We start from the raw sequence: 23888 nt of genomic DNA on the forward strand, positions 1-23888 counted from the left end.
CGCCCCACACCGAGGCGGTGAGGCCGACCGCCCAGCCGGGTTCCAGCAGGCGCGTGAAGGGCGTGTAGGTGCCGGCGATCATGGCGAAGATCGCGGCATGGTCGAAGCGCTGCAGCCAGTCGCGCCATCGATGCTGGTGCAGCATGTTGTAGGCGGCCGAGCAACCGAACATGGCGACCAGGCCGGTGGCGTAGATCGCGGCCGTCACCACGTCGCTGCCCGAACCGAGGACCGCGGCGAGCACCACGATCGTCACCGCCGCCGGTACGCCGAGCCCCAGGCCCAGCACATGGATCACGGCATCGACCGCCCGCTCATGGGCGCTCACAGTTCTCGCTGTTCCAGGCGTCGGCATGGCCGCCACATTGGCACGATGGCGCCCTCCGTGTGAACCTGTTCGTCGTCGGTCGCCTCTGTTGCTGGGAGCGCGCCACTCCGATGGCGCTCTTCTTGGTGATTGCACATCCCATGAGCGCCATCGGAGTGGCGCGCTCATAGGCGCTAACTTTGCCCATCGATGTCGCCGCTTTGCCGGGAGCGCACCTGGACCGCGGGCGTCCCGCCCGCTCATGATCTCATGATCATGATGAGTGATGAGCGGGCGGGACACCCGCGGTCCGGAAGAGCATGAGCGCCACGGGAGTGGCGCGCTCCAGCGCATGACGCCTTCTTTTGGCAAAGTTAGCGCCTATGAGTGGCGCGCTCCCAGCGAATGACGCGTTCATCCAGCAAATATGCGCCAATGCTCAAGGGGGTGAGCCCAGCTGGATCTCTCCGCTTCTGACGTCGGAATCCGCAGCGCCTTGTCTGGCGCCTTCCCCTTCCTCCACGTATGACGGAGTACCTCCCTCCCTGCAGCGCTGTTTGCAGCGCCACAGGGGGAGGATGAACGACAGTCACTCGAGGTTGGCATGGATCTCAATCTGCGCGGCAAGCTCGCTCTCGTCACCGGCGCCTCCAAGGGAATTGGGCTGGCGTGCGCCAGGCAGTTGGCGGAGGAAGGCTGCCATCTGCATATCGCCTCCCGGACCAAGGCGGATCTGGAGCGCGCCCGCGACTCGATCCAGGCGCGGCACAACGTTTCGGTGACCATCCATGCCTGCGATCTCAGCAACGGCCACACCGCGCGCTCGCTGGCCGCGGCCTGCGGCGACATCGACATCCTGGTGAACAATGCCGGCGCCATTCCCGCCGGCGACCTGCAGGCGATCGACGAGGCGCGGTGGCGCGACGCGTGGAATCTCAAGGTGTTCGGCTACATCAATCTCTGCCGCGCGGTCTATCCCGCCATGAAGGCGCGCGGCGGCGGCGTCATCGTCAACGTCCTCGGAGTCGCCGGGGAGCGGCCGACCTGGGGCTACATCGCCGGCAGCGCGGGCAACGCCTCGCTGATGGCCTTCACCCGGGGCATGGGCGGCACCAGCCTGGTCGATCGCATCCGCATCGTCGCCTGCAATCCCGGCCTCATCCGCACCGAGCGGATGGAGACGATGCTGCGGGCGACCGCTGCGGCCAAGCTCGGCGATGCCGCACGCTGGCAGGAGTTGATCCCGGCCAATCCGCCCGTCGGCGCGCCCGAGCAGTGCGCCGATCTCGTGGCGTTCCTGGCCTCCGATCGGGCGTCGCACATCACCGGCACGGTGGTCACGATCGATGGTGGAGCGGCGCACTATGCCGGAGTTCTGTAGGGCGTCTGAACGGGAGCCCGCCCGTCCATGGTGCCAACCGGTTGTCCGGCCGCAAGCGGTGGCGGACTGATCCGCCATGCGGCGGGCGCGCCGCTGCCCGCCTCGACAACGGGCGGATGCTGGATGAGTATTCGCGCGCAGGACCTGCACGGGAGGAAATCATGTCCAACATCAAGGACTGGACGTTCAGCCACGACCTCGCGACCGCCGCCAAATGGACTCCGGGACTGCGCGAGATCTTCGAATATCGAGATCTCGGCATCAAGGAAGCGACCAAGGGCGACTACGTGGTTCACCTCATCCGTCACAACGGCAACAAGGCCAAGGACGAGGTGCAGCAGTGGCACGTCCACGACTGCACGTTCCAGATGGTCTACGTCATGAATGGCTGGGCCACGTTCGAGTATGCGGGCCACGGCCAGCGGACGATCCGCAAGGGCGATTGCATCAACCAGATTCCCGGCATCCCGCATCGCGAGATCGCCTGCTCCGAGGATTTCGAGGTGCTCGAGATCGTGGCGCCGGCGAACTTCAAGACCAGGGTCGTCGAGGCGCCGCCGGCGCAGGCCGCAGCTGCGGAATAGCTGCCGCTGCTGATGCAACGGTTTCACGACACGCTCTTGTCCGGCGTCACAGCCCCCTGATCGATCTCGCGTAGAGCGCCGCGAGCCGCTCGATATCGGCCTCCTCGACCAGGGTCACCATGGGCGTGCCGAGTCGGCCCGACGGATCGACCACGGTCATGCCGCGGGTGATGCCGGGCGCCAGCGCGACGTCGACCGAGGCGCGCAGGGAGCGCGTGACGATGCCCGGCTCGACGACGACGGCCGCCGCCAGGGGATCGACGAAGCACAGGCAGTCGACCCTGTCGCGTCCGGCCGGCGTCTTGCGCGAATGGACCGCGAGCGCCAGCGCGAATTGCTTGTGCGGGCTCTCGGGCACTGCGGCGAACAGCGCATCGGTCTGCAGCCCGGTCAGGTAGTGCGTCTTGCAGGGCTCCCACGGCACCACGACGGTGGGAATGTCGAAAGCGAACACGATCGCAGCCGCCTCGGGGTCGGCATAGATGTTGAATTCGGCGGCCGGCGTGTGGTTGCCACGGCCGTGCAGGGTGCCGCCCATGATGGTGAGCTGGCCGATACCGCGCGCGATGCCGGGGGCGGCCTGCAGCGCCAGGGCGAGGTTGGTGAGCGGGCCGACCATCAGCAGGTCGACGGCCGCGCCACTGCGCGCCGCCTCGCCGAGCGTCGCCACCAGGTAGCCCACGGCATCGAAGCCCGCGATGTCGGCCACGGTCGGCGGACGTGGCGCACCGCCCAGCCCGTCCTCGCCATGGACATGCCGGGCATGGATCAGCTCCTGTTCCAGCGCCTCGGCCGCCCCCTTGTGGACCTCGATCGCCGCCCCCGCCACGGCCAGCGTCGCCAGCACGTTGCCGGTCGCGGTATCGACGTCGACGTTGCCGAACACCGTGGTGATGGCATCGGGCGGCCGGCCGTTGCCGATCAGCAGCAGCAACGCCTGGGCATCGTCCACGCCGCCATCGGTGTCGAAGATCAGCCTGTTGCGCGCCATTGCCTTTCATATGAAAGATGCGCCGGGAGCGCCACCGGCAAAGGCGCCGGGAGTGCGCCCTGGTGGCGCTCATGCCCGTCTGGACCGTGGGCGTCTCGCCCGCTCATACGCATGGAAAATGAGCGGGCGAGACGCCCACGGTCCTCATGAGCACCGAGACCCCAATTGTACACAGGCCGGCGGCGACATTCCTGCCTACCGTGCCGGACGAGAAGGATGAGATGCGTATGAAGTCTGCTGGGTGGCCCTCGACGGCGATCCTGGGAATCGCCTTGGCCGTCGGGGGATGCGCCCAGCTCGGAGCGCCGTCCATGCCGCAGGCCTCCGCGCTCTCCACGCCGATCACTCCTGCCGAGATCGACTGGGCGCGCAAGCCCGGCGCGAACACCGTGAGCGGCACCGCGATCATGAAGACCAGCGGCACGAGCCATACCTGCGAGGGGCAGTCGGCAAACCTGATTCCCGATAGCGCCTATGCGCGGGCAAGGATGACGGCGATCTTCGGCAACACGACGAGAGGCACGCGCGCCGCCAGCCTCGGGCCGGTGAAGTTCGAACGGGACGATCCGCTCTATGTCTCGAGCCTGCGTTCCACGCGCTGCGACGCTTCGGGCAGCTTCTCCTTCGGGCGCGTTCCCGACGGCGTCTGGTACGCGACCACCAGCGTCAAGTGGCAGGGCCCGGCCAAGGTCGAAGGCGGCTCGATGATGCAACGCGTCGACGTGCGCGGTGGCAGGCTCGTGAAGGTCGTGCTTCCTTGACGGGCAGCGCTACAGCTTCGCCGAGATCAAGCCGGCGTGGTGCACCACGATCCTGGCCAGCTCCGGGATCTGGTCCTTCGGCATGCCGCGCGCCGGGCCGCTCACGCTCAGGCAGGCGATTACCCTTCCCAACTGCTCCCGGATCGGTGCTCCGATGCAGCGAATTCCCGGCTGATGCTCGCCTTCGTCCACCGCATAGCCGCGCTCGCGAATCCGCCTCAGCTCGGCGCGCAGCCTGCGGCCATCGGTGATCGTCGCGTCGGTATAGCGCTTCAAGCCCTCGGCAATGATCGCATCGATCGCCGAGGGAACCTGAAAGGCTAGGATCGCCTTGCCGACGCTCGTGCAATGGACCGGGGCCGCCTCGATCAGCGTGAGGGGCCTGCCGCCGACCTGGCCGCGGGCGCCGATGCCGACCGCCTCGCCGGCTCAACAGGCCGCAATCCACCGCACGCTGCAGGCCCTGGGCGCGCCGCAGCCCGCGGCTCGACAGGCAGCCGGGTAGCGGCGGCGGGTCGCTCAGTAGACGGCGGCGTAGCGGGCGCAGAGCTCCTGTGTCGGGAGGTCTTTCACATGCGCCAGCTCGGCCCGCTTGTGCTGCAGGTAGGTGTCGAGGAAGACCGACCCCATCCAGCCGCGTGCCGCCGTGCTGCCGGCCAGCAGATCGAGCGCCTCGGCCAGCGAGGCGGGCAGAAGACGGCGCCCGTCGGGCGCGGGCAGGTCGAGGCTGCGCGCAATCCCGTCGGCGCCGGCGAAGGCCAGCGCGCCCAGCACCATGTAGGGGCTGGCGGCGGCGTCGGCGGTGCGGAACTCGACGTTGAACTGGCGCGCGACCTCCGATGCCTCGCCGGGGACGAAGACCGGGCACACGCGCAGCGAGGCACCACGATCCTGCTGCACGATGTCGATGGCGGTCGGCGCCCAGCGATTGGGCCGGAGCCGCAGGTAGGACACGGGCGACGGCGCGGTGAGTGCCACGATCGCCGGAAGGTGCTCGAGGATGCCGGCGCAGAAGCGGCGCATCAGAGGGCTCAACCCCATCGGCTCGTTCGGCGCGTGCGAGGCCGGCGCGCCGGCCGCGTCGCGCAGGCTCATATGGACGTGCACGCCGTTGCCCAGGCCGTCCGCCGTCAGCACGGGCGAGAACACGGCGCGATGACCGTGCCGGAAGGCGGCACTGCGCGCCATCTCGCGGGCGATCACCGCCTGGTCGGCGGCGGCGATGCCCGCGGCCGGCGCCACTGTCATCTCGAACTGCCGCTCGCCGTACTCCGGCAGGAAGCTGTCCGGTGACAGGCCGGCGGCCCGCAGCGCCGCGACCAGCGTCTCGCCGAACGTGCCCTGGCCGCGCCACGCCGCGAGGCTGTAGGCGTGTGCCGGCAGATCGGCGGCGCCGGTATAGACGAACTCCTGCTCGAACGCCGAGAGCAGGGAGACCCCGGCGGCCTCGCCCAGCGCCGCCAGGCCGCGGCGCGCGAAGTCGCGCGGGCAGCACTCCCACGGCGAGCCGTCGGTGTTGCGAAGGTCGCCGAGAAAGAAGTGCTCGACCGCCGTGCCGGCGTCGAAGGCCACCCGCACCTCGGCGGCCGGGTCGGGCACGATCATCAGATCGCCCGCGGTGCCGAACGGCGATTCGAAGATGGTGCCGAAGGCCGACTGCATCAGGTTGGAGTGTGTCCAGCCCACGCCCTTGTGCCGCCGCGACGGCAGCTCCGACAGCGGAAATCCCTTGCCCCGCACATGGCCTGCGATGTCGCAGATGCCCACGAAAACCAGCTCCTCACGCACGTCCCCGGCCCCCCTCCTTCAAAGGCCGGCACTGTACAATGGCGCGCCCCGGGGAGGCGACTGCAGCCTCGCCTCGCGTCCTGCACCCTCGTCGGGCAACCTCACAAGGGAAACCGCCGGGACCGGCGGGGGCAGCCAATGGCGACATCCGCTGGACGTTATGCTTACCTCGCAGATGTTGGACGCCGGTCCGGATTCGGAGGACGCCGTGGATCTCGCGGGAAAAGTTGCGCTTGTCACCGGAGGCTCGGGTGACATAGGCAGGGCAATCGCGGAGGCGCTTGCCACCGCCGGCGCGGATGTCGCGATCTCCTATGTCGGCGACGTCGCTCGCGCGGATGCCGCGGTCGAGGCGGTACGGCGGACGGGCCGGCAAGGGCACGCCCTGCAGCTCGACCAGCGCGACCCAGCCTCGATCGAGCACTGCGTCGGTGCAGTGCTCGCGCCTTTCAAGCGGCTCGACATCCTGGTCAATAACGCGGCGTGGAACATCGGCATCCCGTTCCGCGACCTCGACACGCTGACCGCCGACGTCTGGGACAGGGTGCTCGAGACCAACCTGCGCGGTCCCTTTCTGCTCTGCCGCGCGTTCGCCCCTGAATTGCGCCGGCACGGCGCCGGGCGGATCGTCAACATCGCCTCGCTCGCCGGGCTGGCGCCGACCGGCAGCAGCATCGCCTATGCAGCAGGCAAATCGGCACTGATCCATCTCACACGCTGCCTGGCCGTCGCTCTGGCGCCGGATGTGAGCGTGAACTGCATTGCGCCGGGATTGGTCGAGGGAACGCGCATGGCCGGGCGACTGCCGGAGGAAGTGAAGGAAACTGCCCGCACCCAGAGCGTCCTCGGACGAACCGGCAGTGCCGCCGACATCGCGCGGCTCGCAGTCGCCTACTGCCAAGCCGACAGCGTGACCGGGCAGACCGTCGTCGTCGACGGCGGATTGCCCGTGGGAATGCGCTGAGCGGCCTCGGGCATCGACAGGGCTTGCCGGTTGCCGACACAATGAACTCATCAATCGGCCGCCTCTTCTCCAGATTGTCGCACATATCTTTGCCTACGCTGAAGGACGGCGGCACAGGTGTGCCCCTTTCCGCGGAGGTCTGGAGATGACGCCGAAGCAGTATCTCGATCGCTACACGTACCTCGCCATTCCGAGCCCGTTCGACGGCACACGGCTGAACTGCGGGCTCACCGGCTACGGATCGGGCTGGAACTACCGCAACGGCAAGAGCGGCGCCGGCGCCGCCATCCAGCACGAGTACGCGGTCTTCCGCGACGCGCTGCGCAAGGCGCACCACGGCAATGCCCACACGCCTTGCGGCCCCATGTTCTATTTTTCCGACACGCCACTTGCCCAGATCCCGCGCACGGAGGATTTCTATGCGGACAGTCTCGTCCGCGCTTTCGTCGGCAAGGGCAGCCCCGACGAGATCACCGACGCCCTGCGGCTCGCGCTCGCTGTGGGACGGATCGGCACCGAGCGCGATGTCAACGGGAAGCTGCCGGCGCGAATGACGCTGCAGCAGTACGCCCGCGATTTCATGACCCTGGATTGCAACTGCCTGGTCGGCAATTTCTATGGTGCCAATCCCGATGCCCACATCTCGGTGTACGCGGCGCCGGCGCGCCGCCGGACCAGCATAGGCGACGTCCGGCCAGGCGACGCCATCGTCACGCATTGCCCGAAAGCCCCCTACGAGCATGTCGGCCTGATCGAGGAGTGGAAGCCCAGCGGCTCGAGCGTACGGGTCAAGATCTGCGAATGGGGATGGTACGGCGGCGAGGAGATGCACTACAGGGAGAGCACGCACGCCGTCACCCAGGGTCCGATCAGCTCGCTCGGGATCGGCTGGGCCACCCCGAGCAACGCCGTGAAAGGGGTCACGACGTTCCGTTACATCTTCGCGCCGCAAACCAGCAACGTCCCGTGGGGCTGGTCATAAGACGCCCGCCTCCAGTCTGGATCAGAAGAACACCGTGAGGTTCTTCGCCAGAAGCACGTTCTGATGGCCGCAGTCTGGACGGCGACAGTCATGGTGCCTTCCTCGTGACGACGACGACGCTCACGGTCAGTCCGCGAAGCTGGCCGGTGTGGTGTCGCACCGTCCGGGGAGCGTGTCCCAGTCGGCACCGTTCATGTAGTCACGCCAGCGGCGATAGAACTGCCGCGGATTTTGGCCGCGAATGGCAGGGAGGGCATGAAGGCGTTCAAGTTCTGCTCCAGCGAGTGGCCGACGCCATGGGCCTGCGAATGCGGGCTGATCACGCCTTTCGACGGCCCGGTCGTGCCCGACGTGTACATGATGTATTGCGGATCGCTCGCCTGCACGGCGTCGAGGTCCGGCTCCTCGGCCGAGGCTTGGCCGAAGGCGGCGAGATCGACCATCGGACGGCCGAGCGCCGCGAGCTCGGCCTCGCCGCCGCCCAAGGCGACGAGCGACTTCACCTTGTGCCCGCCCGCGAGCGCCTCGGCCACGCGCGCCGCCCACTCCGCGGACACGACGGCCGCGACCGCAACGGACTGGGCGATGAAATATGGCCGATCGTGCGTTGCTTCAGCGGATAGTGCATCGCCGACGCACCGAGATCGGCGTCGACCAGTTCTGTCGAGAACCCTTCATGCTAGCCATCCAGCTCGGGATAACGACGGAAGATGCCGGTCTCCTTGAACGGTACGCGCCGTTCGCTCGCCAGATAGGCCTTCAGTCGCGGCCGCATCGCCACGGCGTCGTGCAGAGCCGTCACCCGCGGCAGACTCGCCAACTCCCGTTCGGACGCGACAGGAAACGCGAACCGCAATCCCTCGATCAACTGGAACAGCGACAGATCGGCGTAGGTAACGAAATTTCCCACCAGGTGGTCCGCCCCCGCCGGATTCGCCGCTAGAATCCGCTCGAACCAGCCGAGGAACTTCGGCAGTCGATCGCGGCGGAAGACTGCGGCGCGCGCGACCGCCTCGTCCTTCTGTTCGTGGAACCACTTGTCTTCGTCGATCGGATGGTGGGAATTGTACACCTCCTTGACGATGTCGGTGATCGTGAGCTGGATCTGATGTGTCCATAGCCGACCGTCTTCGTCGCCTGGCGCAAGGCCGACCCGCCCGCCCAGATACAGCAGGATCGTCGCGGTGTGGCTGACGATCGTCTTGCCGTCGCGCAGGAACGGCGGGGCGAACGGGAGATGCGACGTGCCCTCGCCATGCATCAGGGCCAGCATGGCAGGAACCCCGCGCCCCTCGCTCTCCAGGCCGCGCGCCACGTCGATATAGGCAGCGCCCGCATCTTCGAGGGCCAAGCGAACGAATTCGCCGCGTCCCTGGATCTCCGGCCAATAGAAGAACTCGTAAGCCATGGGCGCGCCTCTCTTGCCATTCAGGGCGAGGTCGCATCGTTGACACAGAAGGGCCGGTTGTTCCAGCCGAACGGCCGATCACGCCGCGACGGCCCGGAGGGCGCGACCGCGAGCCTCGGACGGCACCGCGCATCGAACTGCGTCTCACTCACCGACCGGGATCGCGCGGGCAAATGACGCCCGACTGAGCCGAATGTGCAGCATTGACCTGGATCAAGGACGACCATCGCTCGGCCGGCGTCTCGTTCGCAGGAGGACGGAGGTGACACGATGAACGACACGAGCAGACTGCCGTACCGGCTTCGGCTGCCCGGACCGACGGCGGTGCCGGCGCGCGTTCGCCAAGCGATCGCCGGCCTCGTGATCGATCATCACGGCCCGGAGTTTCACGCCCTGGTTGGCGAGATCCAGCGCCGGATCCGTCCGATCTTCGGTACGCGCGGCAAGGTGCTGACGTTCGCCGGCTCGGGCACGGCCGCCATGGAGGCCGCACTTGCCAATATCGCGCCGCCCGGGACGCCCGTGCTGGTGGTTGCGCATGGCCAGTTCGGCGTGCGCTTCGGCCAGATCGCCCAGGCGTTGGGCTGCAAGGTCGACATGCTCGAGGTGGAATGGGGCACGGCGCCGGATCCGGCGGCCATCCGACAGCAGCTCGAGCACCGCGACTACGCTGCCCTGTGCGTCACGCACAACGAGACCTCGACAGGCGTGACCGCCGACCTGCCGGCGATCGGCGCGCTGACGAAAGACCGCCCGACCCTGCTGCTGGTCGACTCGGTGAGCGGCATCGCCGGCCTGCCAGTCGAGCAGGATCGCTGGCATCTGGATCTCGTGATCGGAGCGTCGCAGAAGGCGTTGATGTGCCCGCCCGGCATCGGGCTGGTCGGCATCAGCGCCAAGGCCTGGGCGGTCATCGAGCGCGGCCACGGCGGGCGGTTCTTCTGGGATTTCCGCAAGGCCGGCGCCGCACTCGACAAGCTGGAGGGCGCGTTCACCCCGCCCGTATCGCTGATGGCGGGGCTTGCCGAAGCCCTGCGCATGATCGAGGAGGAGGGATTCGCCAATGTGCTCGCACGCCACCGACGCCTGGCCGCGGCAATGCGCGCCGGCTTGGCGTCGCTCGGTCTGCCGCCGTTCCCGCGCGAGGCGCCTTCCGACACCGTGGCGGTCGTGCGCGTGCCCGACGGGCTCGACGGCAACGTCATGATCCAGAATCTCTATGAGCGTTACCGGACCGTGGTTGCCGGCTCGCGCACCCATCTGTCGGGCAAGCTGATCCGGATCGGCACGATGGGGTACGTGAGCGAAAGCGATATCCTGACCGATCTCCACTTCATCGAGCTCACACTGCGCAATCTCGGAATCGCACCCCGCGAGGGCGCCGGTGTCGCCGCCGCCGCGGCACTGTTCGCGCGACCGCTCGAGGAGAGAAGAGCGGCAGCTTGAACCGAGCGTGGCTGGGCGTACCGATGTGCGATACTTCGCAGTCAGCAGCGGGACAGCGCAAGAAGTCTCGCACCGGAATGGTGGTTCAGCGCCGGCCGGCGTCGGGTAACGCCTGCGTCGTGCCAGCCCGCCACACCCTTCTTCACGATGCTGCTCTCAGGTGACGACAGTTCCAGCTCTTCCAGTCCCACTCAGGCGACTCTTGCGGCCGCTGCCGCTGTTTCCGCTCCATTTCGCGCTACAGCGGCTGGTGAAAAGCCTCGGTCGGAGCAGGTTTGGCCTGTTCGCTCGGAGGTGCCGCTGCCCTCGCCGGCGCTATAGCCGCCGATAGCGGTCGCTGCCGCTCACGATCGAGTTCCCGCCGCCGTTCGAAAAGAGGTCCAGATACTGAACGACGAGCTCGCCCGCGTTGAAGAAGCCTGTCCACGTCTGCATTGCGCCGCAGCCGCGCGAATCCTTGCGCAACACCGTGTAGGAGATCCGGTCACCGTCGATCCAGCCCGTCACCGGATACGCCACACCGCCGCACACGAAACTGCTGCCGTTCTCGTAGGTCCCTGTCAGCCTGCCGTCGGGTGCGACCGACTGGATGACCAGGCGGGCATGATCGTTGGCCCAAACGATTGGCGATGAAGGCAACGCGGTCTGGGCTCCCGAAGCGGTCGGCAGCATGGCGAGAACGGCACACAAGCCGATCAGCAGGCGCATTGAGCTCTCCTTGATCCGGTTGCAAAGGGCGCGGCCGCGAGTGCCGTCCGGGAGCTCCTGTCGGCCTCCCCGCTCAGCGTGCATCCCCCGGTAGAAGTCGTCACCCCACTGACTGCTCAAAATGAGCGTTGGGCGGGCCGCGCAATCGACACGGTCCTGCTTGGCGCGCAGTCAACAGGGATTTGGAGATGAAGATGCATCCCACGGCTGTCACTCGCTCAAAATGAGCGCTTGGCCCATTGTCGCTCGTGCCGGCGTATGGGCTAGTTGCGCACCATTACAGGAAGGGACAAATGCATTGTCCTCATTGGGTGCTTGCTGCCCTTCTCGTCGCGTTTCTTGGCACGCCCGCGGTTGCCGAGATATGGAAGGCGCGGGCTGACCTGATGAGCTGATCGCCACGGGCCGCCGGACGGCGGCCCGCTTGCGCTGGAGGACTTCATGCAACGCCGCTTCTTCGCTTCTGGCATGGTTATGGCCTGCGCCCTGGATTCGGCCCCCTTGGCAGCGCAGCCGCTCGCCTGGGACAAGATCGCCGGCCCGGACGGGCGTTACCGGCTGAAAATGCCCAGGGGGTACCGCTATCTGACGGTGCCCGCGCACGGCGGCACTCTCCACTCCTACGTGTTCGTACTGCCCGACAAGCTCACGCTCGAGCTCCTGGACGTGACCTTCGCCAGCCCGCAGCCGAATGTTCCGACGGCGCCTGCCGCGCTCCAGTCCGCGCTCGAGCAGATTCAGGGTGGCATGCAGAAATCATGGCCCGGGTCGACGGTGCTCGAAGCGCGTCCTGTCACGCTGGGCGCGCTCACGGGTCGGGAGTTCGTCCTCGCGGCTGGAGGCGACCGCGTCGTGACCGTGCGCGTCTATGTGACGCCGACAGTGGTCTACACCCAGATCGCCGTATGCCCGGCGGCGGAGCGGAGCAACGCCGCGATCCCGGAGTTCATGGAATCTTTCCGGCTGGCGTAGGGGCGCCGCCGCGCGAACCCTGACCGCGACCCCCTCGCGGCGCCTGATGTGTCGCCCAGCCCACCACGCCCTGCTCCAGGCACTCGTTCATGAGTTGTACGACCTGCTGGATACCGTAGGCGAAGAGCGCTTGGCGTTGTGGCTGTTGCATGACCCCCGGCGTCAGCACGAATTGGGCGCGGCCCTTCTCCTGGATGAAGCCGAGTTTCAGCAGCTGCTTCAGCTTGCGCCGCACGGTTTCGCGCGACATGCCCAGCGCGCTGGCGATCGAGCTGGCGTTCATGGCCCGTTGACCGTCCACGCCAACGACGCTCGCGAAGCTCGAATGTTTCGATCGGAACTCGGCGTCGCGCATGCCGGGTTCCACGCCGGCCAGGGCGATCGTCTCGGCGACGCGCGCCAGGTCGAGGTCACCGAAGTAGGCCTCGCGGCGCCCGGCCTCGATGCGATGAAGGAAGTTGCCGAGCATGTAGATCATGAGGCGCGAGTGCTCGTGGCCCTCCGCCGCCACGAGCCGCCCTTCCTGCGCAAGTGCCGTGGCGCGCAGTGGCCGCGTGGTTACGCGCGGTGCTGAGGGTGTGGACCGTCCGGTCATCCCCGACTCCCCTGGCCTTCCGTGCTGCGGGTGGTCCGCTCATTGTGAGCTGTCGGGCGATTGTAGGCCGGTCTCAGACGGTCGCGGTAGGGGAGTTTCCTGCCGTGCTGTGGCTATCTACTCCAGAGCCGGCGTCGGGTCATTTTCGCTTCTCTTTCTGGTCGGCGATCCACCGCACCATCCCCTGCTCGAGGAAATCGCGACACCCGCGACGGCGGTGGCAAGTGCCTCCACGATCGCCCTGCCGATGTCGCCCGTGCCCCGGTGATAAGCGCAACTCCCGCGAGATCCAAGGATTCCTCCGAATTCGAACCGGGCGTCCAGCGTGTGCGAGGTAAGCACTAGGTCCAACCGCTGTCGTCATTCGCCGATAATCGCGCCACGAGGGTGGCGCGCCCGAGTGCATTTTCATAGACTGCAGCTTCAATGCGTCGTGCCGACGGAAGCGCGCTCTCGGCCTGGCCGTGTGCCCCGCCCGATGCTCGATGGCCCGTGCGACCCAATGGCCTTGCCCGAGGGTGGGACACTCGGATTTCCCACGACTTTCCAAAGCTACTGAGACCTGCACCACAAACGGGGGGAATCCCACATACCCACCCATTCGGTTCTTTGAGTCTACCTCTCCGCCAGCGCAGTAGTTGCTCGCCGAGGTTTCGGTCGCTTTGAGATAGCGGAAGTTCACGGAACCGGGATCGACAAGATCCTCCGTGATCGCCTTGCGCGCTGCTTCTTCCGCCTTTTTCCCCGCCTAGATGCAGGCGTCTGCAAGGGCGCGCACGATTTCCCTGCCAACGATCGGCACATAGTCGGAAGCATAGTGGTGGTAGTCGCTGCCGCCTTCGGCCAGGGCGCGCGCTTGGCCGTCGCGAACGACGAAGGTCCGCGGGTCCAGGCACGGCAAGCCGACGGCGCCGGCCGCCATGAGCACCTTCTCGATGTGCTGCAGCCGCTCGGTGAGATACGCGCCGTCCGGCAGACGCACGGCGACATGAGGCACCACCAGGATCGGGGCCGCCAGGAGCGCGCGGAGATCAGCCAGTTCCTTGGCCATTTCCATCGCCGTCAGGTAGCGAAACGCCAGACGGCGCAGCATCAGCCGGTGCCCGTCCCCGAAACCCCGACGCGTTCGCCATCGCGCCTTCAGTTCGACCTCGACGGCCTGCGCCAGGGCCTCCGATGACGCCTGGTTGCGATCGATCGTCTTCCACCATTCCTCTCCGGCGGCACCCGCAGCCTTCACCAAATGCCGGTGCAGCTCATTCACGTTCAGGGTCCAGCCACCTGCCTCGTAATGCTTGTCGGTACAGACCTCGACGACGACCCAGTCTGGTTGCTCGAAGGCGCCGATCATGCCGCGATCGACGTTCAGTCCGCCATCGTAGGCAAACAGGTCGATTCCCTTCGGCATGACCACCTCGCCCCGAACCAGCCTCGCGAACTGAATGGCCTCATGAATGTCGTGCAGGTAGGCGGGCCGGTTCCGTCTGAATCGCCGGTTCAGGTACTCGATCTCGCCGGCATCGTCGGCGGCAGTCAGCGGGTCATGGACGCGACACGACCCAAGAGCAAGCACTCGCATGGATCCAAGCCGTCGCCGTAGTTGAGCGTGGGAAAAGATGGACCCAACCCGCCAAGAGGTCATTCGATCATCCTGCCAGCCATGTATGATGCCGTTCGTGCGCGAAGGGAGAAAGTCCGTTAGATGAATCGCTACGTCACCCTCACCTCGCCCTATGCGCCGCTTGCACGCATAACCGCCTCAACGTCGGCACCGAAGCTCACAGACTTGCGGTCTCCATCTTGAAGTGGGGAAAAAGGGCGAACGGCCATGCGACCTCAATGGCCCAGGTTGAGAGGAGGGTCGAATTGAAGACGATGAGTATGTCAATTCTGGTCGGCTTTTTAGCTCTTTCTGTTGTCGGCTGCTACGGCAAGGGGTCGCTCGAAGGCTCGCAAGCTGAGGTCGTGAAGGTGGAAGGCCGCCGCTTTGAAGTGCGCGTGACACCGACAGGGACCCCTGACGAGTACCGAATACTGATCGTGCGTGCGACACTGGTGATCAACCCGGACCCTGAACTTGAAATGGCTCGAGCCCAAGAGGTCGCTGGACGCTACATGATGCAGACCTGCAAGGGAAAGGCATATAGGGAGATTCTGTCGGGCCTTGAAGGCGGCCTGAACTATCGAGGCATTTTTCAGTGCGTTTGACCGCTCGGCGCTCGGCGCCGGTCCTGCAACGTCGTCAATCTCGTCGGCTCCGACTGGGTTAGGTTCTTAGGTGCTACTGCTTCAGGCTTGCTTCTTTAGGACCTCTGAACAAGTCGTCGTCGGTGAGTGATGATAAATGGGCGTCGCCGAGCGACGGGAGAGTATGGCAAGGGATTTCGGAAAGACTTCCGCAGCGAGACTTAGGTGGCTCGCGCCGCCTTGGCAAAAAAGGGCCATAGCGCTAGAATTCTAGGGGTGATGTTCTCTGCGGGGGAGGACTGACCATGATGTCCCTGGATGTTTTCGTTACCGAGGGCAACGTCGATATTTTCTTGTTGAAGCTACACAAGACCCTGGATCCAATCGAACGCGACAAGCTCCTTCGCCTCGTGGCAACGGAAGAGGCCAAGATGGGTCGTAGCCGCGAGCACGTTGAGAACGGGCAAATTCGCGTCACTGACGGCCGCGAGCGCCTGGAGAGACAGCGCATCCTGGTGGCCGGGCTGTCATTGGAGGAACGATCCGCACATCCTGCTGCGTTTCTCCTCGAAACACTGGAAAAAACCCAGAATCTACTGCAAGAGCACCTGAGACTCCTGAGGGAGCGACTGGAGCACGCGAAGCTTTAGCCTGATCTTAGATTAGTCTAAGCGGCCGTGGGTGGCATCGTCGGTTGCCAATTTCTTCTTGAGCCGCTCGCAGTCTGCGATGTGCAACTCAAGAATGTCCTCGTATGCCTTCAGGATACGCTGCGCCATGTCCGTGGAGTGACCGTCACGTTGCAACTCGGCCACTATCTGCTTCTGCGCACCCACAATGCGCTCAGCAACGGCGACATGTTTCTCCGCGAGGACAAGATGCTGCTTCCATAGGGCTCGGTCCATAGAACAAACCATACGGAGGCGACCTGTGTAGCGGCCTTGAGATAGATCAAGTGCAGCGGCCACGCCCGAGCGGTTCGGTCTGAAAAGGTCATTCGCCGGGGCGCGTTCGGACACTGCTGTCACCCAGGCATGTTTCGATCTGTCTCTGGGGCGGACGTCGCCGCAAAGCCGCGGCGGCAGGGGCTCCAATGGTTGCTCCCGGAGAGCTGGCATCGGACGCTTGGCGGGTCCTTCGCGGCTGGCGTTCAGCCCGAGCTTGGGCATCGGTCGATGGGCAATGCCGGTCCGGTCGATCCAATGCTGCGCGGGGCCATGCACTCGTTCGCGATGCTCGCCTCGTTGTTCTGCTCCACCAGCAATCGACGGGCTCGTCAGAGGCCCCCCGGCGATCACCGGACTGTCACAGCTCGATGCCTCCGCCTGATCCACGATAGTGCCACCCTCGGTCGGTCGTCGCTGTCTGCGCCGGCCTGGCTGGCGCGAGGTCCGGCAGTGGAAGGACGCGATGAAGCTCAACACTGACGACAAGGAAGAACGCCGGCTGGTGGTCGAAGCGCTACAAAATCATGCTTCTCTGATGAGGAGCGAGGTGCCTGCCATCCAGGAGCTTCACGTGCGTCTGCAGGTCTACGCAGCGGCGCAGCGGTGCATCCAGTTGGCGCAGGAGATAGAGCGGGAGGCTACCTAGCCGCGCGTGCAACCCGCCAGCGCCCCCGCTACCGAAACTGAACTCCACCCCGATGCCAAGCAGGAGCGGCTCGGCGTTCATGCGAATCTACCTGGGAATGGCGGGCGGCAAAACGGCAGCACGAGCGTGCCCTGGATGACCAGGAAACCCGTCGATGAAACGCTACGTGCTCAGAGACTGGCTTCGAGGAATAGGGACGATTCTGGCGCTGGCAAGCGCCGCAATCTTCACCACGCTCATCGTGGTCGTCATCGTTTGGGGAGTCGCCAGCCAACTCGGCGAGGTAGCGCTCTGGATCGTCGGTCTCGCAATAGCTGGCGCCCTCGGCTACTGCCTCGAAAACGGGCCGAAAGGACTGCGCGTCGCGATCACTGTCCTGTTCCTCGTCCCCTTTGCCCTTGGCATCCTTGCCGCCGTTGCCGGCGCTCTGTTCTACATCGTCAGAGCGTTCGTCACTTGAAGCATGCGCATCGAGCGACTGCACCTCAGCTTTCGGGTAGTTGGACAGTTTGAAGTTTTCGGCGTGCTGGCTGCCACGTCGGAACTTCTCGCAACGAGCATATCACCTTCGTCATGTTGGCAACGCTCTTGCTTCACTTCCAGTGCGTCAACCCGGCCTCATCGGGCTGCTCATTCACAATGTCGATGACCTAACGACGGTCATTGGGGCGAGGGCGAGTTGCTGTCCCGGCCCCTTGGGGCGCGGTGGTGATCTTGGGTCAGAAACCGGCCGACTATCGAGAACGGGCCCACCGGTACAGGCTGGCCCTGTCGACATTCAGGATCACCGCGATCTGCGCCGGGCTATTGGCCTTCCGGCCAAGCAGCTCGACGACGTCGCAGTATTCACGCCTGTACTTGAGGTCGTCCTGGTCCCGCTTTAGCGCAGGAAGTCGGTCCATAGCGCCTTGGTTGGGCGGCGCGGTCGCCGCCGATCGCCAGCGCCACGACGGCGATGGCCACGGAGCACACCATGCCGGCCAGGTCGGAGAGGGCCCACGACCCAGCTGCGATCGGTGGCTGGGTCCCGTCCCAAATCGCGTCGCACGAGCCCCCAATCGCCTTCTGAGACGAGTTCGACCGAGGCATGCGTGGATGCCCCCGAGGAGGCGCTGGCGCTCGGGGTGGCGGAAGTCTTCAACACCTACCAGCGCAGCCAGTTCGAGGCGACGGCCGGCATCGCCGTTTGGGTCGTCCCTACAATGGCATTGCGTCAGATCAAAGTTGGCTTCACTTCCATCCCCTAGTTTCTGCCGGGTTCTCGAGTGTTCCGATCGTCGCTGATCGGTGCAAGAGGCTCCACTTCCGAACAGACGGGGAAACAGTCATGCGTACTACGTCTATCGAGAGCATCGAGATAGCTGACGTCAGCAGGACACTTCTTTTCGACGATGACCCGATGGCCGCATGTACGACGACGACAACTGCAACTGACTTGGCCTCGATCCTCAGTACAGCAATCGCCGGAGGCTACGTCGCCCATGGTGGTGCGGCTACCTATACGGTCTCCTCGCCCATCGTCATCCACGTCAACAGCACGATACAGGGGCCACTCGGCATCGATCTTGGCGGTGCCACGATCGTCTCGCAGATCACCAATGGCGCACCGGTCATCGAGATCGACGTCGGTGCCGGCGTCGACCTGCGCTACCTGACCCTCTCCAACTTCACGATTCTGGGCAACGGCGCGGAAGGCGACGGCATCAAGATTGTCGCCGCTGGAAACGATCGCTGGGCCTACAACTGGAGCATCGACAACGTTACCGTCAATCATGTCGGCGGCTACGGCCTCGACATGCAGGGCAGCGTATTTGAAGGTCTGATCTCCAATTCCTGGATGACCAACAACGCCAAGGGTGGCGCCTACTTCACGCACCTGGACGGCGGCATCGTCAGCGCCGTGCACTGGTTCGGCGGTGGCTTGCACAACAACGGCGGCGCCGGCCTCGCTCTCGACAATGGTGCGCGCGACATGAATGTCGACGGCGCCACCATCACCAACAACAACGGAGCCGGCATCAGCGCCAGCCAGGGCATCACCTCGGTCACCGCCAGCACCATAGCCGACAACTACGGCCCTGGCGTGTGGTTCCAGAACTACGGCAACTTCAACGAAAACACCTTCTCGAACTCGACGGGCACACAATCAGTCGGCATTACCGGCTATCTGGCCGGCAATGTCACCCTCGTCGGCAACACGAGCACCGATCTCACTACCCTGGCGAGCCTGGACGGTTATGGTGGGGCGTTCGAGGCGTCGAATACCGGAACCATCGTCAATGGACCGGGCGTGTCGGCGAGTGGCTTGGGCGGTGGCAACCTTGCCCAGATTTCCCAGGGAGCCGAAGGAGTGGCCCTGCCGACGCTGGCGCCCATCACGGCCGCCACGACCGCGCCCTTGCCTACGTCGAACGGGACAAGTTCATTGGAGCAGGCGCTGAAGGCGGCCATGGAAGGAAGCTATGTCGCCCACCTGACCGACAGTTCCTATACGGTCACTGCGCCGATCGTGATCAATGTGACCAGCGCAAATCAAGGAGCATTCGGGATCGATCTCGGCGGGGCCAAGATCCTGTCTCAGATCAGCGACGGCGGCCCGGTGATCGAGATCTTCGTCGGACCCGGCGTAAACTTGAGCAAGCTGACGCTCGCCAACTTCGGCATTCAGGGCAACGGCCTGGAAGGTGACGGCATCAAGATCGTTGTCGATGGCCCCGATCGGGCGATCACCGATCTCAGCCTCAAGAATGTCAGCGTCGAACATGTCGGCGGCATCGGCCTCGACGTCCTCGGCCACGTTTCGCATGGTCTCGTCTTCAATTCGTGGATGAATGGAAACGCGCAGGGCGGCGCGCGCTTCGCCAACAGCCCGGCGGGCGGTGTCGCGAGCGGACTCGAGTGGTACGGCGGCGGCTTCCGTCATAACGGCGTTGCTGGAATGATTCTCGACAATGGCACACATGACATGGTCGTCGAGGACGTCTACTTCGTGCAAAACAATGGGCCTGGCATTGCCGCCACCTCGGGTATCAGTCTCGTCCAGGGTAGTGGCTTCGAGAACAATGCGGGCACTGGTGCGATCGTCCAGGGCGCGGGTAATTTCACCGACAATACCTTCTCGACCTACGGTCCACAAACAGCGGGTGTCGGCGGCTACCTGACAGGCGACAAGGTGACCCTGACCGCCAACAGCAACGAATATTATGGTCCCGGCTCCGATCCCACCATGCTCGCCAACGTGCAAGGCAGCGGCACCTTGGCCATCGCGGGCGGTGGCAATGTCATCGTCAGCCCGAGAATCAGCGTAATGGGCGGCGACCCCGTTGTCGACGTCACGAGACCACCTGTCGTCACCGGGCGCCTGGAAAACGACACTGGTATATCGCCCACGGACGCAATCACTTCGGAAGCGGCCTTGGCCGGCACGGCCGATGCCAACGCGACCGTGCATTTCACGGTCGATGGCTCCGCCACCTCCGCCAGTGCCACGGCCGACGGGGACGGCATTTGGGCGTTCACGCCGATCGGCCTGGCTGATGGCGTGCATACCATTGCGGTGAGCGAAACCAATGCAGCTGGTCTCACCGGTTCGGCCTCCCTCACGTTCACATTGGACACCACGGCCCCAGCCGTGACCGAGAGCCTGGTGAGCGGCACGACGAGTTTCACGACCAGCCCGGCCGTCACTGGCTCAGGCGATCCCAATGCGGTCGTGCACTTCACGATCGATGGCAGCGCGACAGCCAGCACCGCGACGGCTGATTGGAGCGGCCTGTGGTCGTTCACGCCGATCGGGCTTGGCAACGGTACGCACACGATCGTGGCCAGCGAGACCGATGCCGCCGGCAACATCGGCTCAGCCTCGCTCACCTTCAACCTGCAAGCTGTCAGCGGGTTGCCCGCCTTCACCAGCATGATCGATGGCAACGGATCGGTGACCCTGACGGGCGCCACCGGCGAAGCTGGCGACACCATCTGGATCTACGACGGCAACAGTTGGATTGGCGGGACGACGACCGACAACAGCGGCAATTGGAGCTTTACCGCGACCGCCTCCAGGAACTCGGTCCACGCCTACGGCTTCAACGGCATTGACCTCGCTGGCGGCATCATCCAGGGCACGAACAAGGCAATCCTGGGGAGTTCCAGGGCCAACACCCTCGTCGGCGGACAAGGCAATGACATCATCGACGGCAATGGAGGCAACGACACCATTGTCGGCGGCGCCGGTGCGGACCAGCTGACCGGCGGATCCGGCAGGGACACCTTCGCCTACAATGCCGCGAGCCACTCCACGCCCGCCGTGGCGGACACGATCACGGACTTCCGTCACGGCGATGACAAGATCGACTTCACGACGATCGCGGGGATTGCGGCTGGTGCCCACGGCGTTCCGAGTTTCCAGGGCAACATTACCGGCAGCGGCAACCTCATCCTCAACCCGCACAGCGTGGCTTATCTCGAAGTCGGCGGGAACACCGAGGTTCTGGTCAACACGACGAATGTCGCTGAGACGGTGACGACTTCCGACGTCAGCGCGGCCGACATGAAGGTTGTGCTGCTGGGGGTAAATCTCGGCCTCGCCAGCACCGACTTCCATCACGCCTAGGGGCCCGTCCAGATAGGTCTGGAGGGAAGTGCACTCAGGGGAGGATAGCCGGTTCGATCGACGAGGGGGAACGGCCATTGCGGCCTCAATGGCCCGGGTTAAAAGGGAGGGTCGAATTGAAGACCATGGGTATGTCAGTTCTGGTCGGCTTTTTAGCTCTCTCTGTTACCGGCTGCTATGCCAAGGGCTCGCTTGAAGGCTCGCAGGCCGAGATCGTGAAGGTGGAAGGTCGCCTCTTTGAAGTGCGCGTGACACCGACAGAGACGCCTGACGAGTACCGAATGCTGATCGTGCGTGCGACACTGGTGATCAACCCGGACCCTGAACTTGAAATGGCTCGAGCCCAAGAGGTCGCTGAGCGATACATGAAGCAGACTTGCAAGGGAAAGGCACATAGGGAGATTCTGTCAGGCCTTGAAGGCGGTCTGAACTATCGAAGCATCTTTCAGTGTGTTTGACCGCCGGCGCTCGAGATCGCGCTCGTCGGCAACGACACAGTGACCGGTTCGTCGGCAGGAGTCGGCCTGTTCCGATTCGAATGGAACGACAATCTTCGGGTCGGCGGAGGCAACGACACCCTCGATGGCGGGGCCGGCTCGGATGAGGTGACCTACCTTCAGGCGTCGAAACACTTCACCGTGAGCGTCGCTGGCGAGTCGGTGATCGTGCAGGATCGATCGGGTGTCGAAGGTACGGACACTCTCCTCAGCGTCAACCAGATCCTCTTCGGCGACGGGGGCGCTTTCGATCCGACATGGCTGGTGAAGGCGACCCAACTCGATCAGGCGCGCTTTGTCGACCTCTTCGAGATGTACGCCGCCTACCTTAATCGAGCGCCGGACGCACTCGGCGTCGACTACTGGGCCAGCCGCCTCGTGGACGGCATGACGCTGCAGCAGATCGCAAAGAGCTTCTTCGTTCAGCCGGAGACGATGGAGGCCTATCTGTTTCATGGCAGGGAGTGGGCTCCCTTGTCGTTCGACATCGCGTTGGACACTCGCGAGCCTTGAGAGGGCTGCGCCACCAATGACCGAAACTTCTCAGAATTTTTGCAAGATTTTTTCCTAGGGAATGGCCCGGAGCCTGTGAGGGTAGCTTGGAGTCCCGTCTATAGAAGGCCACCCCACCCCCCGAACACAGTCTTCGGTTTAACGAGGCACATGTCTCGATCAGTCGCCTCTGGATGCCCACCGAGTCCGCACCCCAATGCCGAAACCGCGCCGACCGACATGCGAGGGAACCGGCCGCGATCCCGGCTTGCTGGAATCCGGACTGGCGCGTCGTGGTGACCATCTTCGCGACACATGGCCAAGGCGGACTCGCGGCAGCATAGGCATTTCGTCGTGCGTCTGACCGATCCCCCTGGGAGGCTGGTGGGACAGGTGCTGCTGCTCACCTTGGGAGCTAGAGCGCTTCCGCTGTTCCCATTCCCGTGAGATAGTTCACCGATCGCTTGGCCCGCAGTGAGTGCCGCTGGATGATGCGCTTGCGCGCTGAACACGAGTCCCCGCGTTGTCGGGCCGCCCTCGGAGCACAACGCCTTCAGGGATAATGCTTGAGGCGTGTTGGATGCTGTGTTCACGCGCAATCAACCGCCCGACACCAGCCGAGCGGGGAGAGCGGGAGATTTATGCAAGCGTTGGCCGCACTTGTCGGTTAACTCATCGGCACGTCGATGAGCCCCGAAATGTGGATCGCCGTTGTGCTGGTGGTCTGGCTTGGGCGCGATCCTAGATCGTTCGCTCTGGCACTCGCATCGACCGCCATTGGGCTGATTGGGTTGCGTGCCGTGCTTATTCCTGGATACCAAGTTGTCCACGCGATCGGCGCAGTTGTCGCGCTGGGCCTGTGGTCGGTTGTTGGATGGGGATTGCGCCTCGGTCTCCCACGAGCCGCCGCCGCGCTCGGCTCTCGCTTCCGCTTGCGCATCGGGTTGTTGCGTCTCGCTGTAGTCCTGTCGGTTGTCTGGCTGGGCTTCGTCGCATGGTCCTGGGTCAGATGGGAAATCGTTGACCAAACGCGGGTAACCCAGTGTCTCATGGAACGGCGTTCTGATCCTGCGGGTGGCAGTGCTTTTCAGCGCTACCATCCTAGCCCTGACCCGCGCTTCGAAATGTACTTGGCTGAAACGTATCCATTGCAGCACTTCGCGACGCGTCATCGAGAACTCGCGCTGTTGCCTGCGCTGCTTCTGGCAGTGTTTGCATCTGTCTGGATTGCACACGGCTTCAAGTTGCAACCGTTGCGCTGACGCCCAACTGCTGGGGCAGTCTCCCCGATTTCCGCGAAGAGGTCCGTCCGCGCGATCGGTCATGCCGCGCGCGGCGGTTCGCGTGCGCTGGGGGGCGTTGCTGCAGCATGCAGCAGTGAAGTGGTTGGCGCGGGAGATGGCTCAGCCGGCGCGAAAGTTACGCGATTGTGTCCCCCCATGTGTCCCCGCCAATCCGATGGGATCACCGCAATTCTTGTAAGTCTTTGATAAATATGGTGCCCGAGACGGAGGCCAATTCCTGTTCTACTTATCTGATTTCACTATACTTTTTCCGGATGCACTTGTGCGGTACCCGCTTAGATACCCGCAATGTCGCCCGCTACCCCCGTGGCGGCTTGTA

The 23888-nt window shown here is 64.8% G+C and carries 27 protein-coding genes; 17 read left to right on the plus strand and 10 right to left on the minus strand.

The window, feature by feature from the left end:
• Nucleotides 1-328: PAQR family membrane homeostasis protein TrhA (gene trhA, locus AB7O82_RS25210; protein WP_428620429.1), on the minus strand; the 328-nt coding region annotated here is incomplete at its 3' end.
• 583 nt (nucleotides 329-911) lie between these two features.
• On the opposite strand from trhA, the gene AB7O82_RS25215 reads away from it, so the two are divergent.
• Together AB7O82_RS25215 and AB7O82_RS25220 are read left to right on the plus strand one after the other, a co-directional pair.
• Complete coding sequence (locus AB7O82_RS25215) at nucleotides 912-1688, plus strand: short-chain dehydrogenase/reductase (RefSeq protein ID WP_428544306.1); 777 nt, start codon at nucleotides 912-914, stop codon at nucleotides 1686-1688.
• A 161-nt stretch (nucleotides 1689-1849) separates the two neighbouring features.
• Nucleotides 1850-2272, plus strand: coding sequence for a cupin domain-containing protein (locus tag AB7O82_RS25220; RefSeq protein WP_428544303.1), 423 nt, complete (start codon nucleotides 1850-1852; stop codon nucleotides 2270-2272).
• A 46-nt stretch (nucleotides 2273-2318) separates the two neighbouring features.
• On the opposite strand, the gene AB7O82_RS25225 is transcribed toward AB7O82_RS25220, so the two are convergent.
• Nucleotides 2319-3263, minus strand: coding sequence for a nucleoside hydrolase (locus AB7O82_RS25225; protein ID WP_428544300.1), 945 nt, complete (start codon nucleotides 3261-3263; stop codon nucleotides 2319-2321).
• A 311-nt stretch (nucleotides 3264-3574) separates the two neighbouring features.
• On the opposite strand from AB7O82_RS25225, the gene AB7O82_RS25230 reads away from it, so the two are divergent.
• Nucleotides 3575-4024, plus strand: coding sequence for a hypothetical protein (locus tag AB7O82_RS25230; protein WP_428544297.1), 450 nt, complete (start codon nucleotides 3575-3577; stop codon nucleotides 4022-4024).
• A gap of 9 nt (nucleotides 4025-4033) precedes the next feature.
• Here the strand turns inward: AB7O82_RS25230 and AB7O82_RS25235 are convergent, their stop codons facing one another.
• Nucleotides 4034-4435: an IclR family transcriptional regulator gene (locus tag AB7O82_RS25235; protein WP_428620447.1), complete on the minus strand. Its 402-nt coding sequence runs from the start codon at nucleotides 4433-4435 to the stop codon at nucleotides 4034-4036.
• Here AB7O82_RS25235 and AB7O82_RS25240 point away from each other — a divergent pair.
• Nucleotides 4356-4529, plus strand: a complete 174-nt coding sequence (locus tag AB7O82_RS25240; protein WP_428544294.1) for a hypothetical protein — start codon at nucleotides 4356-4358, stop codon at nucleotides 4527-4529. The genes AB7O82_RS25235 and AB7O82_RS25240 overlap by 80 nt on opposite strands.
• A 14-nt stretch (nucleotides 4530-4543) precedes the next feature.
• Here the strand turns inward: AB7O82_RS25240 and AB7O82_RS25245 are convergent, their stop codons facing one another.
• On the minus strand, nucleotides 4544-5812 hold the full coding sequence (locus AB7O82_RS25245; RefSeq protein WP_428544291.1) for a glutamine synthetase: 1269 nt from the start codon (nucleotides 5810-5812) through the stop codon (nucleotides 4544-4546).
• Nucleotides 5813-6020: 208 nt separating this feature from the next.
• On the opposite strand from AB7O82_RS25245, the gene AB7O82_RS25250 reads away from it, so the two are divergent.
• Together AB7O82_RS25250 and AB7O82_RS25255 are read left to right on the plus strand one after the other, a co-directional pair.
• Nucleotides 6021-6776 (plus strand): SDR family NAD(P)-dependent oxidoreductase, encoded by a 756-nt coding sequence (locus AB7O82_RS25250; RefSeq protein WP_428544288.1) that lies wholly within the window; start codon nucleotides 6021-6023, stop codon nucleotides 6774-6776.
• Between the two features lie 145 nt (nucleotides 6777-6921).
• Nucleotides 6922-7758, plus strand: coding sequence for a hypothetical protein (locus AB7O82_RS25255; RefSeq protein ID WP_428544285.1), 837 nt, complete (start codon nucleotides 6922-6924; stop codon nucleotides 7756-7758).
• Nucleotides 7759-7949: 191 nt separating this feature from the next.
• Here AB7O82_RS25255 and AB7O82_RS25260 read toward each other — a convergent pair whose 3' ends face one another.
• Both AB7O82_RS25260 and AB7O82_RS25265 read right to left on the minus strand, forming a co-directional pair.
• Complete coding sequence (locus tag AB7O82_RS25260) at nucleotides 7950-8345, minus strand: AMP-binding protein (RefSeq protein ID WP_428544361.1); 396 nt, start codon at nucleotides 8343-8345, stop codon at nucleotides 7950-7952.
• Nucleotides 8346-8437: 92 nt separating this feature from the next.
• Nucleotides 8438-9166, minus strand: coding sequence for a glutathione S-transferase (locus tag AB7O82_RS25265; RefSeq protein ID WP_428544282.1), 729 nt, complete (start codon nucleotides 9164-9166; stop codon nucleotides 8438-8440).
• A 270-nt stretch (nucleotides 9167-9436) separates the two neighbouring features.
• Between AB7O82_RS25265 and AB7O82_RS25270 the strand changes: the two genes are divergently transcribed.
• On the plus strand, nucleotides 9437-10612 hold the full coding sequence (locus tag AB7O82_RS25270; protein ID WP_428544279.1) for a pyridoxal-phosphate-dependent aminotransferase family protein: 1176 nt from the start codon (nucleotides 9437-9439) through the stop codon (nucleotides 10610-10612).
• A 315-nt stretch (nucleotides 10613-10927) separates the two neighbouring features.
• Here AB7O82_RS25270 and AB7O82_RS25275 read toward each other — a convergent pair whose 3' ends face one another.
• Nucleotides 10928-11320, minus strand: coding sequence for a hypothetical protein (locus AB7O82_RS25275; protein ID WP_428544276.1), 393 nt, complete (start codon nucleotides 11318-11320; stop codon nucleotides 10928-10930).
• Between the two features lie 441 nt (nucleotides 11321-11761).
• Between AB7O82_RS25275 and AB7O82_RS25280 the strand changes: the two genes are divergently transcribed.
• Nucleotides 11762-12292, plus strand: a complete 531-nt coding sequence (locus AB7O82_RS25280) for a hypothetical protein (protein WP_428544273.1) — start codon at nucleotides 11762-11764, stop codon at nucleotides 12290-12292.
• Here the strand turns inward: AB7O82_RS25280 and AB7O82_RS25285 are convergent.
• Both AB7O82_RS25285 and AB7O82_RS25290 read right to left on the minus strand, forming a co-directional pair.
• Complete coding sequence (locus AB7O82_RS25285; RefSeq protein WP_428544270.1) at nucleotides 12267-12770, minus strand: helix-turn-helix domain-containing protein; 504 nt, start codon at nucleotides 12768-12770, stop codon at nucleotides 12267-12269. The genes AB7O82_RS25280 and AB7O82_RS25285 overlap by 26 nt on opposite strands.
• A gap of 865 nt (nucleotides 12771-13635) precedes the next feature.
• On the minus strand, nucleotides 13636-14529 hold the full coding sequence (locus tag AB7O82_RS25290; protein WP_428620431.1) for a hypothetical protein: 894 nt from the start codon (nucleotides 14527-14529) through the stop codon (nucleotides 13636-13638).
• Between the two features lie 224 nt (nucleotides 14530-14753).
• Here AB7O82_RS25290 and AB7O82_RS25295 point away from each other — a divergent pair, with 224 nt between their 5' ends.
• Together AB7O82_RS25295 and AB7O82_RS25300 are read left to right on the plus strand one after the other, a co-directional pair.
• Nucleotides 14754-15095: a hypothetical protein gene (locus tag AB7O82_RS25295; RefSeq protein ID WP_428620433.1), complete on the plus strand. Its 342-nt coding sequence runs from the start codon at nucleotides 14754-14756 to the stop codon at nucleotides 15093-15095.
• Between the two features lie 284 nt (nucleotides 15096-15379).
• Nucleotides 15380-15724, plus strand: coding sequence for a hypothetical protein (locus AB7O82_RS25300; protein ID WP_428620434.1), 345 nt, complete (start codon nucleotides 15380-15382; stop codon nucleotides 15722-15724).
• 12 nt (nucleotides 15725-15736) lie between these two features.
• Here the strand turns inward: AB7O82_RS25300 and AB7O82_RS25305 are convergent, their stop codons facing one another.
• Complete coding sequence (locus tag AB7O82_RS25305) at nucleotides 15737-16408, minus strand: hypothetical protein (RefSeq protein ID WP_428620436.1); 672 nt, start codon at nucleotides 16406-16408, stop codon at nucleotides 15737-15739.
• 76 nt (nucleotides 16409-16484) lie between these two features.
• On the opposite strand from AB7O82_RS25305, the gene AB7O82_RS25310 reads away from it, so the two are divergent.
• From AB7O82_RS25310 to AB7O82_RS25340, 7 genes are all read left to right on the plus strand, one after another.
• The gene (locus AB7O82_RS25310) at nucleotides 16485-16667 is read left to right on the plus strand and encodes a hypothetical protein (RefSeq protein WP_428620437.1); all 183 of its coding nucleotides are present in this window, start codon (nucleotides 16485-16487) and stop codon (nucleotides 16665-16667) included.
• Between the two features lie 154 nt (nucleotides 16668-16821).
• Nucleotides 16822-17127 carry a hypothetical protein gene (locus tag AB7O82_RS25315; protein WP_428620439.1) on the plus strand — a complete coding sequence of 102 codons (306 nt, stop codon included), beginning with the start codon at nucleotides 16822-16824 and terminating at the stop codon, nucleotides 17125-17127.
• 631 nt (nucleotides 17128-17758) lie between these two features.
• The gene (locus tag AB7O82_RS25320) at nucleotides 17759-17914 is read left to right on the plus strand and encodes a hypothetical protein (protein ID WP_428620441.1); all 156 of its coding nucleotides are present in this window, start codon (nucleotides 17759-17761) and stop codon (nucleotides 17912-17914) included.
• Nucleotides 17915-17994: 80 nt separating this feature from the next.
• On the plus strand, nucleotides 17995-21276 hold the full coding sequence (locus AB7O82_RS25325) for an Ig-like domain-containing protein (protein ID WP_428620442.1): 3282 nt from the start codon (nucleotides 17995-17997) through the stop codon (nucleotides 21274-21276).
• Between the two features lie 116 nt (nucleotides 21277-21392).
• Nucleotides 21393-21734 (plus strand): hypothetical protein, encoded by a 342-nt coding sequence (locus AB7O82_RS25330; protein ID WP_428620443.1) that lies wholly within the window; start codon nucleotides 21393-21395, stop codon nucleotides 21732-21734.
• Between the two features lie 39 nt (nucleotides 21735-21773).
• Nucleotides 21774-22286 (plus strand): DUF4214 domain-containing protein, encoded by a 513-nt coding sequence (locus AB7O82_RS25335; RefSeq protein WP_428620445.1) that lies wholly within the window; start codon nucleotides 21774-21776, stop codon nucleotides 22284-22286.
• Nucleotides 22287-22963: 677 nt separating this feature from the next.
• Nucleotides 22964-23527 carry a hypothetical protein gene (locus AB7O82_RS25340; RefSeq protein WP_428620446.1) on the plus strand — a complete coding sequence of 188 codons (564 nt, stop codon included), beginning with the start codon at nucleotides 22964-22966 and terminating at the stop codon, nucleotides 23525-23527.
• The last annotated feature ends 361 nt before the right edge of the window (nucleotides 23528-23888 follow it).

The organism is Reyranella sp. (assembly GCF_050185545.1).
Taxonomy (GTDB): domain Bacteria; phylum Pseudomonadota; class Alphaproteobacteria; order Reyranellales; family Reyranellaceae; genus Reyranella.

What these genes read in the sequence shown, in the direction of transcription:
- AB7O82_RS25215 (WP_428544306.1), top strand. Translation starts at nt 912, where the DNA reads ATGGATCTCAATCTGCGCGGCAAGCTCGCTCTCGTCACCGGCGCCTCC.
- AB7O82_RS25220 (WP_428544303.1), top strand. Translation starts at nt 1,850, where the DNA reads ATGTCCAACATCAAGGACTGGACGTTCAGCCACGACCTCGCGACCGCC.
- AB7O82_RS25225 (WP_428544300.1), bottom strand. Translation starts at nt 3,263, where the DNA reads ATGGCGCGCAACAGGCTGATCTTCGACACCGATGGCGGCGTGGACGAT.
- AB7O82_RS25230 (WP_428544297.1), top strand. Translation starts at nt 3,575, where the DNA reads ATGCCGCAGGCCTCCGCGCTCTCCACGCCGATCACTCCTGCCGAGATC.
- AB7O82_RS25255 (WP_428544285.1), top strand. Translation starts at nt 6,922, where the DNA reads ATGACGCCGAAGCAGTATCTCGATCGCTACACGTACCTCGCCATTCCG.
- AB7O82_RS25265 (WP_428544282.1), bottom strand. Translation starts at nt 9,166, where the DNA reads ATGGCTTACGAGTTCTTCTATTGGCCGGAGATCCAGGGACGCGGCGAA.
- AB7O82_RS25270 (WP_428544279.1), top strand. Translation starts at nt 9,437, where the DNA reads ATGAACGACACGAGCAGACTGCCGTACCGGCTTCGGCTGCCCGGACCG.
- AB7O82_RS25275 (WP_428544276.1), bottom strand. Translation starts at nt 11,320, where the DNA reads ATGCGCCTGCTGATCGGCTTGTGTGCCGTTCTCGCCATGCTGCCGACC.
- AB7O82_RS25280 (WP_428544273.1), top strand. Translation starts at nt 11,762, where the DNA reads ATGCAACGCCGCTTCTTCGCTTCTGGCATGGTTATGGCCTGCGCCCTG.
- AB7O82_RS25285 (WP_428544270.1), bottom strand. Translation starts at nt 12,770, where the DNA reads ATGATCTACATGCTCGGCAACTTCCTTCATCGCATCGAGGCCGGGCGC.
- AB7O82_RS25290 (WP_428620431.1), bottom strand. Translation starts at nt 14,529, where the DNA reads ATGACCTCTTGGCGGGTTGGGTCCATCTTTTCCCACGCTCAACTACGG.
- AB7O82_RS25300 (WP_428620434.1), top strand. Translation starts at nt 15,380, where the DNA reads ATGATGTCCCTGGATGTTTTCGTTACCGAGGGCAACGTCGATATTTTC.
- AB7O82_RS25310 (WP_428620437.1), top strand. Translation starts at nt 16,485, where the DNA reads ATGAAGCTCAACACTGACGACAAGGAAGAACGCCGGCTGGTGGTCGAA.
- AB7O82_RS25315 (WP_428620439.1), top strand. Translation starts at nt 16,822, where the DNA reads ATGAAACGCTACGTGCTCAGAGACTGGCTTCGAGGAATAGGGACGATT.
- AB7O82_RS25325 (WP_428620442.1), top strand. Translation starts at nt 17,995, where the DNA reads ATGCGTACTACGTCTATCGAGAGCATCGAGATAGCTGACGTCAGCAGG.
- AB7O82_RS25340 (WP_428620446.1), top strand. Translation starts at nt 22,964, where the DNA reads ATGTGGATCGCCGTTGTGCTGGTGGTCTGGCTTGGGCGCGATCCTAGA.